This is a genomic window from Corynebacterium urealyticum DSM 7109 (genome assembly GCF_000069945.1).
In the GTDB taxonomy this organism is placed as follows: Bacteria; Actinomycetota; Actinomycetes; order Mycobacteriales; family Mycobacteriaceae; genus Corynebacterium; species Corynebacterium urealyticum.
The window spans coordinates 2,358,047-2,369,219 of the sequence record NC_010545.1 but is presented as its reverse complement, the minus strand read 5'-3'; the positions used below and the strand labels follow the sequence as shown (position 1 = coordinate 2,369,219).

At 63.7% G+C, this 11,173-nt stretch carries 12 protein-coding genes; 8 read left to right on the top strand and 4 right to left on the bottom strand.

Annotated elements, in window-relative coordinates; translation table 11 throughout:
* The first annotated feature begins 616 nt into the window (after positions 1-616).
* The 8 genes from rpmH (at position 617) to CU_RS10095 (ending at position 7,396) form a co-directional block, all read left to right on the top strand.
* A complete protein-coding gene (gene rpmH, locus CU_RS10125; RefSeq protein ID WP_012361251.1) occupies positions 617-754 on the top strand; it encodes a 50S ribosomal protein L34 in 138 nt (45 codons plus the stop codon).
* A 157-nt stretch (positions 755-911) separates the two neighbouring features.
* Positions 912-1,295: a ribonuclease P protein component gene (rnpA, locus tag CU_RS10120; RefSeq protein ID WP_012361250.1), complete on the top strand. Its 384-nt coding sequence runs from the start codon at positions 912-914 to the stop codon at positions 1,293-1,295.
* Positions 1,296-1,449: 154 nt separating this feature from the next.
* On the top strand, positions 1,450-1,659 hold the full coding sequence (gene yidD, locus CU_RS10565; protein WP_081477636.1) for a membrane protein insertion efficiency factor YidD: 210 nt from the start codon (positions 1,450-1,452) through the stop codon (positions 1,657-1,659).
* A 75-nt stretch (positions 1,660-1,734) separates the two neighbouring features.
* Positions 1,735-2,709, top strand: a complete 975-nt coding sequence (gene yidC, locus CU_RS10115) for a membrane protein insertase YidC (protein ID WP_012361248.1) — start codon at positions 1,735-1,737, stop codon at positions 2,707-2,709.
* A 285-nt stretch (positions 2,710-2,994) separates the two neighbouring features.
* On the top strand, positions 2,995-3,810 hold the full coding sequence (rsmG, locus tag CU_RS10110) for a 16S rRNA (guanine(527)-N(7))-methyltransferase RsmG (protein WP_012361247.1): 816 nt from the start codon (positions 2,995-2,997) through the stop codon (positions 3,808-3,810).
* Between the two features lie 77 nt (positions 3,811-3,887).
* Positions 3,888-4,820 (top strand): ParA family protein, encoded by a 933-nt coding sequence (locus CU_RS10105; protein ID WP_407919451.1) that lies wholly within the window; start codon positions 3,888-3,890, stop codon positions 4,818-4,820.
* A gap of 90 nt (positions 4,821-4,910) precedes the next feature.
* Positions 4,911-6,347 carry a ParB/RepB/Spo0J family partition protein gene (locus CU_RS10100; RefSeq protein WP_012361245.1) on the top strand — a complete coding sequence of 479 codons (1,437 nt, stop codon included), beginning with the start codon at positions 4,911-4,913 and terminating at the stop codon, positions 6,345-6,347.
* A gap of 224 nt (positions 6,348-6,571) precedes the next feature.
* Complete coding sequence (locus CU_RS10095) at positions 6,572-7,396, top strand: hypothetical protein (RefSeq protein WP_012361244.1); 825 nt, start codon at positions 6,572-6,574, stop codon at positions 7,394-7,396.
* Between the two features lie 193 nt (positions 7,397-7,589).
* Here CU_RS10095 and CU_RS10090 read toward each other — a convergent pair whose 3' ends face one another.
* From CU_RS10090 to CU_RS10075, 4 genes are all read right to left on the bottom strand, one after another.
* Positions 7,590-8,816: an N-acetylmuramoyl-L-alanine amidase gene (locus tag CU_RS10090; RefSeq protein WP_012361243.1), complete on the bottom strand. Its 1,227-nt coding sequence runs from the start codon at positions 8,814-8,816 to the stop codon at positions 7,590-7,592.
* Between the two features lie 56 nt (positions 8,817-8,872).
* Positions 8,873-9,196 (bottom strand): thioredoxin, encoded by a 324-nt coding sequence (trxA, locus tag CU_RS10085; protein WP_012361242.1) that lies wholly within the window; start codon positions 9,194-9,196, stop codon positions 8,873-8,875.
* 128 nt (positions 9,197-9,324) lie between these two features.
* Positions 9,325-10,389 carry a thioredoxin-disulfide reductase gene (trxB, locus tag CU_RS10080; RefSeq protein ID WP_012361241.1) on the bottom strand — a complete coding sequence of 355 codons (1,065 nt, stop codon included), beginning with the start codon at positions 10,387-10,389 and terminating at the stop codon, positions 9,325-9,327.
* 85 nt (positions 10,390-10,474) lie between these two features.
* Entirely contained in the window at positions 10,475-11,137 is a 663-nt protein-coding gene (locus tag CU_RS10075) for an RNA polymerase sigma factor (protein WP_012361240.1), read from the bottom strand.
* Positions 11,138-11,173: the final 36 nt, after the last annotated feature.

Below are 11,173 nucleotides of genomic sequence, written 5' to 3'. Positions count from 1 at the left end.
TTCAATTTACACGTGAGTTCACACTGAACTCACATTTTTACCCACAGCCGGATTTGGCGTGTGTTCTGGGCTTCCACAGAGCTGTCCACACCTGTGGATAACTTGTCCATTGAGTTGTCCCCAATTTACCCCGCTCCTGTGGACAACTTCTAATTTTCCAAAAAAATGGCGTTGACCTGCAAAAACTAACCCTAAACCAGTGCTTTAGTCTTCGGGGGTGGAGAAGTTATCCACAAGCTGTGTGGATTGACATTCCACTGTGAGTGATGATCAATCCACAAAAGCGCAGGATTGCGCGGACTTTTCCATGAACCGGGATTTAAATGACACGCCTGTCATCCTGCGAAGATTTGGTTTTCGGCTCCCCCGCTGAGTATTCTTAAACGGTCTATGGCAACAGCCGACCTTGTATCGGATGCCGTTTTGGCCGGATGCTCTGCGTCGCCCACATTCCACACGTGGCGCCGGAGCTCTGGCAACCACAAGTCCATCGGCGTGGACAGCGTGGCGTACAGCGCACCGCCCGGGCGCAGTGGCAGGGAATCCACCCCGCCATCGCTCGATCATGGCGCTTCAACGCTTCGCCTCCGCGCGTAGTTTTAAGGAGTGAAGTACCGTGTCGAAGCGTACTTACCAGCCTAATAACCGCCGTCGCGCACGCGTGCACGGCTTCCGCACCCGCATGCGCACCCGCGCAGGTCGCGCGATCGTGTCCGCACGTCGTCGTAAGGGCCGCAAGTCCCTGACCGCTTAATTGAGCGGGCGGCCAGCTTGGTCGCACACTCTCCCACCACGTGGGAAGCTCCGGCGCCTGCCACTCGGTGGGCGCCGTTTTTGCTGTAATTTCACCTTTATGCGGGGCGGGTAGCCAACACCCCTCGCGCACCGACCCAACCACCAAGGAGCTGCCCATGCTGGCACCGGAACACCGTCTCCGCTCCTCAGCGCTGTTTAGCACCGTGGTGAAGAAGGGTGCGCGCAAGGGTAGCCGCACCCTCGTCGTCCACCTCTGGACCCCGGAGCCAGGCCCCGACGCCCCGCTGGAGCTGACCGGCGGACCTCGCGCGGGCCTCATCGTCTCCAAGGCGGTCGGCAACGCCGTGGTCCGCCACGCTGTCTCCCGCAAGTTGCGCGCCGTCCTGGCCACCATCATCGATGAGGACGCCACCGCGGCGTCCCCGCAGCTGCAGGAGACCAGCTTTGTGGTGGTGCGCGCCCTTCCCGGCAGCGCGGAGGCTAGCAGTAAGGAGTTGGAGTCCGATGTGCGACGCTGCCTCTCCCGGCTCTCCCGCTGAGCGTGGCGCTAAGCCTAGTGAGCGCAGTGCTCAGCCCGCTGAGCACAGCTCACAGCCCGGCACCGAATCCCACCGCAACCCCGGCTCCCAGGCTGACTTCAAGCCCGGCGCCGACAGCCGTACCGCGCGTCGCCGCGTCACTGGCCGTGCCGCGATGGCTCGGCGAGCAGTGCTGGCCTATCAAGAATTTCTTTCGCCCCTTAAAATGGGGCCATCATGCCGCTTCGAGCCGACCTGCAGTAATTACGCTCTCACGGCGTTGGAAAGGCATGGTCTGTTCAAGGGGCTGTTACTGTCAATAGGTCGGCTGTTGCGCTGTGCCCCTTGGCATCCGGGCGGGTGGGACCCCGTTCCGCCCCGCTAGCGCAGGGCTAAGCCCAAGCCTGAAGAGACTCCGCAAGATTTTGAGACGTCCGAAAAGTAGAGGATCCCTCCAGACGTGCTGAATTTTATTTATTACCCGATTTCAGCGGTCCTGTGGTTCTGGCACAAAGTGTTTGGCTATGTGCTCGACCCGACCGCGGGCATCACGTGGGCGCTTTCCATCGTCTTCCTCGTGGTGACCATCCGTATCCTGCTGGTCAAGCCCACCGCTAACCAGCTCCGCTCCTCGCGCAAGATGCAGGAGTTCCAGCCGAAGATGAAGGAACTCCAGCGCAAGTACGCCAATGATCAGCAGAAGCTGATGGTTGAGGTGCGCAAGGCGCAGCAGGAGATGGGTGTCCGCCCGATGGCGGCCTGCCTCCCGATGCTGGTTCAGATGCCGATCTTCATCGGCCTGTTCCACGTGCTGCGTTCCTTCAACCGCACCGGCACGGGCACTGGGCAGCTCGGCATGAGCATTGAGGAGACCCGTAACACCCCGAACTACGTCTTCGGCGTGGAAGAGGTGCAGTCCTTCCTCGACGCCCGCCTGTTCGGTGCGCCGCTGTCCTCCTATATCTCCATGGACCCCTCCGGTTACGGCGCCTTCTCCCCGGCAGGCATCGCCCCGGACTTCACGAAGGCGAACATCATCGCCGTGGTCCTGCCGCTGATGCTGGGCGCTGCGGTGATTATGCACTTCACCGCTCGCCTGTCCCTGAACCGCAATAAGAAGCGTCAGGCGAATAACCCGAAGCCGGCAGCTGATGACCTGAAGGCTCAGCAGATGCAGATGCAGATGGACATGATGCAGCGCATCATGCTGTGGTTCATGCCGCTGATCATCCTCGCCGGTGGTTTCCTCTGGCAGGTTGGTCTGGCCCTGTACATGTTCACCAACGGTCTGTGGACTTTCATCCAGCAGCGCATCCTGTTCGGCATCATGGATAAGGAAGAGGAGGAGGAGCGCCAGGCGAAGCTCGAGGCTCGCCGCACCTCCGCCCCGAAGCCGGGCGCGAAGCCGCAGAATAATAAGAAGCGGAAGAAGTAGTTTCGGTTCTCCGCATAGCGTCGCACGGTTCGCCGTGTGGCGCTTTTTCTTTGTCTTTTGAGGGACGTCGACGCCCCGTGCTTTCGCACCGTGTGATCATCCGCTTATCCATCCCGGAGGCTTTTCCTGCCGGTTCTTCGCTTTCCGGTCGGGTTCCTTTCCTTCGTTGCTTGGTCCGCCTGTCTACCCGTGTCGCTTCGTTACCGGGCCGCTCCCCTTCTTGCCCGGCTTTCCGTTGGGACGTCCCCGCGTTCCCCTTTCCACCCGTTCTGGGAGAAAGTTGGGTTGTCGTGGAAAGCCACTAGAATGTTTCACGTGAAACATCGTGATTCTGACGCTTCGAGAAACCAATCCCCCAACCCGGCTTCTGCGGATTCCAACAAGGGTGCCGCGGCGGCCGGCGGCTCTGCCCGTGAGCAGCAGATCACGTCCCTAACGCCGGATAACCACGGGGGCGAGCTGCAGGTCGATGGGCTGCGTCCAGAGAACCTGGTTGAGGTCTTTGGTGACCGCGCTCCCCTGGCCGAGCGTTACGCCCAGTGGCTCGAGACTGCCGGGATCCAGCGCGGGCTCATCGGTCCTCGCGAAGTGCCGCGCATCTGGGATCGCCACATCATGAACTCCGCAGTGCTCGAGGAGATCATCGAGGACGGCGAGCGAGTCATCGACGTCGGCTCCGGCGCGGGCCTTCCGGGCATCCCGCTGGCCATCGCGCGGCCGAATGTGAAGGTTCAGCTGCTGGAGCCGCTCCTGCGCCGCACCAAGTTCCTCGAGGAGGTTGTCGAGGACCTTGGCCTGGACAACGTCGAGGTCCACCGTGGACGCGCGGAAGAAAAGGCAATTGTCCGGAAGCTGGCGGGCGCGGACGTCGTCACCTCCCGCGCCGTCGCACCGCTGGGCCGTCTCTGCCAGTGGTCCCTCCCCCTCGCCCGTGTGGGTGGGCAGATGCGTGCTTTGAAGGGCAGTTCCGTAGCTGAAGAGCTGGAGCGGGATAAGGCCCAGATTGATAAGGTTGGCGGAGGGAAACGCTCCGTAGTTGAGCTGGGCGAGGGCGTGCTGGAGGAATCCACCTTCGCCGTCATTGTGGAAAAGGCGCGTTAAAACCAGCGCCTCAAGGAAATTGTTTCACGTGAAACATCGCAGCGATCTCAAGGATCGCGACGGACGGAGGATAGGTAGTGGCACCAATGCAGTGGGATGACACCCCAATCGCGCAGGCTGCGCGCCAGGCTGCCAAGATGCAGAACTCCCACAACCTGAAACTTCCGAAGCCGAAGAAGCCCCGGAAGATCACCATCGCCAACCAGAAGGGCGGGGTGGGTAAGACCACCTCCACGGTGAACCTCGCCTGGGCGCTGGGCTTGCATGGCCTCAAGGTCCTCGTTATCGACCTGGACCCGCAGGGCAATGCGTCTACCGCGCTGGACGCCGAGCACCGGATGGGCACCCCTTCCAGCTACGAGCTGCTGATCGGTGAGATGACTGCCGCCGAGGTGATGCAGCAGAATCCGGTGAACGAGAACGTCTATACGATCCCAGCAACCATCGACCTGGCTGGCTCCGAGATCGAGCTCGTCTCGATGGTGCGGCGCGAGTACCGCTTGGTTGATGCGATCAACGATGACTTTCTCGCTGAGCAGGGCTTTGACTACGTATTTATCGACTGCCCGCCTTCCCTCGGCCTGCTGACCATCAACGCGATGACCGCGGTCGATGAGGTGCTTATCCCCATCCAGTGCGAGTACTACGCGCTGGAGGGCGTGGGCCAGCTGCTGAATAACATCTCGATGATCCGCGAGAACCTCAACAAAAACCTGCACATCAGTGCCGTACTGCTGACCATGTACGACGGGCGCACGAAGCTCTCCGAGCAGGTCTCCGACGAGGTTCGAAACCACTTTGGTTCCGTGGTTCTGGATAACCACATCCCGCGCTCCGTCAAGGTGTCTGAGGCTCCGGGTTACGGCCAGACCGTTCTCCAGTACGACGGTGGTTCGCGCGGCGCCCTGGCCTACTTCGACGCCGCTGTCGAGTTCGCCAAGCGTGGCGACTACCTCCCGAGCGAGGAGACCGCCCCGATCGGCATCGCACCGGAGCTGCACAACATCTAAACCCTCGAATGTTTCACGTGAAACAATGCCCGGTTTCCGGGCAGATCCCGCCTCCCCCATCATCACAACTTTGGATTGAAGGTAAAGACCGTGGCTAAGAAGGATTCGGCATCTAAGAAGGCTTCGAGCGCTCAGGGTGGCGCGAAGGCGCCTCGCGGGGCGGCCCGCAAGCCGGCGATGCCGGCGGCCCTCCCCGACCGGGAGGCCACCCGACGCGGTGGGCTGGGCCGCGGGCTTGCGAGCCTGATCCCGACCGGCCCATCTCGCCCGGGGCTGGGAAATGGTGCGGCCGACGTCATTCTTGGCGGCGGTGGCGCCGGCGGTGCTGCCGCCCGCCGTGCCACGGGTCAGGATTCCGGCGATGCTGCGCGCGGTGCTTCCGCGTCGGGCGCCGACGCCGGTGGTACCGATATTCGTCACAGTGACGTTAATCGCCCAACCTCCAGTATGGGCGAGAACACGGGTGCGCCGACCCAAAAATCCGCCTCCGCAGCATCTGGTGAAGCGCACGCTTCGTATGCCAAGGGGGCCGCGGGCTCGAAGGTCGCGAAGGGTGGCGCCTCGACAAAGGCCGATGCTCCCCGTTCTCGTGGGGCTAAGGACTCGTCCCACACGAAGGGCTCCACTGCGCCACAGGAGTTGACCGAACTGCAAGGCTCGGCCGAATCGCAGGGTGAGGCCGGGGGCCCGGAGCTCTCGAATGCGGATAGCTTCGGCGCGACCTATCAGGAGCTCCCGCTCGACGCGATCACGACGAACCCGAAGCAGCCGCGCTCCGTCTTCGACGAGGAGCAGCTGAACGAGCTGGTCCACTCCATCCGGGAGTTCGGGCTCATGCAACCTATCGTGGTGCGCCCGGTTAGCGGGGCGCCTGCTCCCTATGAACTCATCATGGGTGAGCGCCGCCTTCGCGCATCCAAGAAGGCTGGCCTGGAGACGATCCCGGCTATCGTCCGCGAGACGCAGGACGATGCGATGCTGCGCGACGCGCTGCTGGAGAATATCCACCGCGTGCAGCTGAACCCGCTTGAGGAGGCCGCCGCTTATCAGCAGCTGCTGGAGGAGTTCGGCGTCACCCAGGAGCAGCTGGCCAAGCGTATTGGGCGCTCCCGCTCCCTTATTGCGAACATGATCCGTCTGCTCCAGCTGCCCGTCGCGGTGCAGCGACGCGTGAGCGCCGGTGTTCTCAGCGCCGGTCATGCCCGCGCCCTGCTCGCGCTCAAGGGCGGAGAGGAAGCGCAGGCACAGCTGGCAGATCGTATCGTCGCCGAGGGCTTGAGCGTCCGCGCCACGGAAGAGGCGGTCACGCTGATGAACCGGGGCGAGAGCCAGAAGCAGGAGCGCAAGCAGCGCACCCCTGCCCCCCTGCCGGACTACGTGAACAGCTGGGTGGATGACTTCGCGGACACCCTGGAGACCAAGGTCAGCGTCCAGATGGGCAAGAAGCGGGGCCGTATCGTCGTGGAGTTCGGTGGCCAGGAGGACTTTGACCGCATCATTGAGATCCTCGGCGGCGGCGAACAGTAGTTTCTGCGCCCGCAATTGTTTCACGTGAAACAATTCAAGGTTTTTCGGGCTGATTTTCTAAATCTCCTCATGGGGCGGGCGGCCGTCATAAAATAGCCCCAGAAGCAACATCCGGCCCATGCCGGCCGAGCCCACGAGGTTCCCAGCGTTGCTTGCCCCGCACAGACACATCATCACGCGATAGTTGAGCCGACCGTTTTAAGCTCATCAGGGAGGGAGAGCCCGTGGAGGTTGAAATCCGCGCTCTGAGCTTTGATAACGCGGAGCAGATTACGGAAGACGCAGCGAACAGCACGTTCTGGGCGCTGCCGTGGGATCCGTTGTATGGGCCGACCCATACCGAGGACCCTGCCTTCGATAAGCAGCTGTGGATCCAGCGGACGCTGATGAGCTGGGGCACCTGTGGCTTTACCGCCTTCGTAGGCACGGGCGTGCCGGGCCGCAAGCTGCAGCCCGCAGCGACCGTCTTCTTCGCCCCGACGCGCTTCCTGCCGGGCGCGGAGGGCCTCCCCTCCACCGTGTCCTCCGACGCCCTCCTGCTGAGTGATGTGTACGTTGAGGACGCATTCATGGGCCTCTATCTGGAGCACCGCCTGATCGAGACGGTCCTTGTGGAGGCGGGCCGTCGCGGCTTCAGCGCCGTGGAGGTCTTCGCCCGCGACGAGGACGCGCTTGACGAGCTGTTGCGGAAGCAGGAGCAGGAAGCACGTGGATTCGCGCAGGATGCGGGTTTGGAGTACAGCGGGACGCCGTCCTTCCCTTCCCCATCGAGCGCAGCAAGCTCCAGGTCCAGCCTGGACCCTAGTTTGCGGATCGAAAACGCCCCCAGCTACGTGCCAGAGGCTTATCGTGGCTGGCAGACGCCGGAGGCTCTTCACACGGGCAACCTGCTGAAGGACGCCCTCAGTGTGGCTCCAATGCTGTCCATCGACGTGGTTGAGGAGGCCGAGTTCGAGCGCGTGGACGATCACGAGCTCTACCCGCGCTACCGCCGCGAGGTTTCCGGCGCGTATAACCTCTTTCTCGACCGCGAGGGCGAGGCCTTCTAAAGAATCTGTGGTTCCGCTTCGGGCGCTCCGTTCATCCCACGCTTAGTTGGCTGCCTTCGCAGCACCCCTAACTCCCGCGTTGAGCTCAGAACCGCCAGCACAACACTAGAGGCCGGGCAGCATGCCCGGCCTTTGTCCTGCTTTCTGTCCCCTAGCAGGCTAGGAGCCCCTCTCACCCCCAGAGAGCCGCTCCCTACTGCTGCTCGATGCGCAGCAGCTCCGTGAAGCTGAACTGCCCCGTGCGGTGACTGTCCTGATCCATCAGGTACAGGCGCTTCACGGAGACGACGATGGCCTCCGCGATGATGTCGCGCACCTCCGGCGAGGTCAGCGCGGCCGCGTCGTCCGGGTTCGTCAGGTAACCGGGGACGACCTGCACGGTCGGCATCTTCGTGAGCCGCAGGATGTCCCACGTGCGGGCGTGGGTGCGGCAATTCAGCAGGTCGGTGCGGGCGGCGATCTCGCGCTGGATGTAGCCCGAGAGCTTCTCGCCGACCATGGACCTCGAGCCGTTCTCGGAGCCGAAGTAGAAGCTGGCCACGCCGTTTGCGCGCTCGTTCGGGTAGCTATCGGTGCGCAGGGAGATCACCACGTCTGCCCCGAAGGCATTGGCGAGGTCCGCGCGCTCAGTGTCGCTGGGGTTCGCCGTGCGGCTGCGGGAGAGGATCGTCTCCATGCCTGCGGAGATCATGCGCCCCTCCAGGCGGTTGGCGAGGTCCCAGAGGATCTCCTGCTCGGTGATCGCGCCGAAGGGGCCCTTCACAGCGGTGCCCTCGTCGGAGCCACCGCAGCCCGGGTCGATGACGACGCGCTTGCCGGAAAGTTGCGGACCTGCGGCGCGGATCATCTCCTTCTCGCGGATGGAGTGTGGGGAGCCGCCGGTGATGCGGCGGCCCAGGTAGGCCAGTGCGCGGAGGGTGTCCGGACCGACCATGCCATCGGAGTTCAGCCCGTACTCAAATTGGTACTGAGTGACTGCCTGGTGGGTGTCTGGGCCGAAGTGCCCGTCCACCCGACCGGTGTAAAAGCCCAGGTCGTAGAGCTGGGACTGGAGTTCGGAGACGTCGTCGCCGACGTACTGTGGGTCCTGCAGGCTCAGCACTCGGTTGCCGAGTTTGTAGGACGCCTCGCGCAGGGCACGCAGGGTGGTCTCGTTGATCACGCCGTCGGCGATGATGCCGCGCTGCTGCTGGAAGGCGCGCAGGGCGGTGGCCAAAACGGCGTCGAAGAACTCCTCTTCCTCAGACCACTGCTCGTTATTGGAGGCCGTGAGCGCGGCGCCGTAATCGGAGAGCATGCCGAGCCGGGCGAGGGCGCTGCGCACCTCGGCGACCCGGGGGCTCTTATCGCCCACGGTGAGCAGCACATTCTGCTGGCCCACGCGGGGGGCGTGGTTCTCGGCGTGTTGTTTATCCGTCACGGCTCGCTGCGTCCTACTTTCCGAACAGTTGCTGGTGGTCCAGGGTTTCCCGCGGTCTAGGCGAGGGATTCCAGCTTCTCGACGAGGGTGCCCTTCGGCTGCAGGCCCGTGAATTCCGCGACCTTCTTGCCGTCCTTAAAAACCATGAGGGCTGGGATGGACATCACCTGGAACATCGCTGCGAGCGCGCGCTCTTCGTCGACGTTGACCTTCGCGACAACGGCGCGGCCGTCCATCTCCTCGGCAAGTTCTTCGAGGCTGGGGTTCATGCGCAGGCAGGGCTGGCACCACTGGGCCCAGAAATCCACGAGTACCGGCAGGTCGGACTCCACAACGGTGGACTTAAATGTCTGCTGCGTGACCGTGATGATGTTCGACATGCGGGCCCTGCCTTTCCGGGGTTGGGTGGTCCTTGGGGGTGGGTGGTCCACCGGGGTTTTCCTTGTCCCAGGATACCGTGAATCCCGGAAAAGCTCGGGAGGCCAGCAGTGTGCTGTGGCGTGGAGTTTTAGCTCTCGTTGGCCGGCAGTGCGGCCAGGTAGTGCTCCGCGTCCAGGGCGGCGCGGCAGCCGCTGCCAGCTGCGGTGATGGCCTGCTGGTAGTGGGAGTCCACGAGGTCGCCGGCGGCGAACACGCCCGGCAGGCTGGTGGCGGTGCTTGGCTCGTCAACCTTGACGTAGCCGTCCTCCTTCAGCTCCACCTGCCCCTCGAAAACGCTGACGCGCGGGTCGTGGCCGATGGCGACGAAGAGGGCGTCGAATTCCATCTCCTGGCTTTCGCCGGTGACGGTGTCCTCGACGGTCAGGGAGGTCACTGCGCTCTCACCGTGGACGGCGGTGACCTTGGAGTTCATCAAGAACTCGATCTTCGGGTTCTGGCGAGCGCGCTCCTGCATGATCTTGGAGGCGCGGAACTCGTCGCGGCGGTGGATGAGGGTCACGGTCTCGCCGAACTTGGTGAGGAAATCCGCCTCCTCCATCGCGGAGTCGCCGCCGCCGACGATGGCGATCTTGCGGTCCTTGAAGAAGAAGCCATCGCAGGTGGCGCAGGCGGACACGCCGCGGCCGATCATCTCCTGCTCGCCCGGGATGTTCAGGTAGCGCGGTGCCGCACCGGTTGCGAGGATGACGGCGCGTGCCTGGTACTCCTCGCCGTCTACCCAGACCTTCTTGATCTCGCCGGTCAGGTCCATCTTCTCGACGTCCTCCATGCGCAGGTCGGCGCCGAAACGCTCCGCCTGGTTGCGCATTTCGTCCATCAACTCTGGGCCCTGGATGCCCTTGGCGAAGCCCGGGAAGTTCTCCACCTCGGTGGTCTGCATCAGCAGGCCGCCGAAGTCCATGCCCTCGAAGACGATCGGCTCGAGCTCGGCGCGGGCGGCGTAGATCGCGGCGGTGTAGCCGGCTGGCCCGGAGCCCACGATGATCACGTTGTGGATCTTCTCCGCAGGGTCGTGGGTGCCACCCGAGCTGGCGGAGGTATCGGGAGTATCGGCTGGGGTGGCCGCGGCCGCGGCGTCGCCCGCCTTGTTCACGCCGATTCCGACGTTGGCCTGCAGGAAGGGCTGAGACATGTGACCTCGCTCGTGTTCTTTGATGTGGGTTTCGTTTTCTTAACGCACTTTATCTAACCCAGTAGACACGGGATATATTCCCAGCTCAGGGGTGGTCGGCATAGTCGGCAAGCACGAGGTGGTCCTGCAGCAAGCGTCGCCCGCGCGAGTAGCGGGATTTCACGGTGCCGGGCGCGACATCGAGCATCGCGGAGATCTCGGAGATGGAGTAGCCGAGCATCCCGCGCAGCACGACGGTCTGCCGGAACAGGACCGGGATGCTGGCCAACGCGTTGTGCAGGTCAACGCTGAGCTCCTGGTTCGGTGTGGCGTGCGAGCTCGGCAGGTCGCGTTCACAGTCACTGATGTCCTCGCGGTGGCGGTGCCCGCGCCGGTGCTGGGCGGTCACGAAGTTCAGGGCGGTGCGGTGCGCGATGGTCACCATCCAGGTCACGACGCTGGAGCGGTTGCGGAAGGTGGCGGCGCGGCGGTGGATTTTCAGGACGGCTTCCTGGTGGACGTCCGCCAGTTCGCTCTCCGGGACGCCGGCGGCGCGTTCTGCCCAGTGCATGCGGACCTCGTGGCGGGCCAGCAGTGTGTGGAGTGCGAGCGGGTCGCCGGCGATGTGCTCGGCGAGCAGCTCCTGGTCGGTGCGGTGCGCGCTGGTGTGGGGCGCGTCCCCCGTGTTGCTTGGCGCGCTGCCCCACGTGGTGGCTGCCGCCCTATCCGGCGCGGTGGTGTGCTGTGTGTCGGTGACTGGTGCCGTCATGGCCCCTCCCCTTTCCCCCTGGTGAGCCTGGATCGT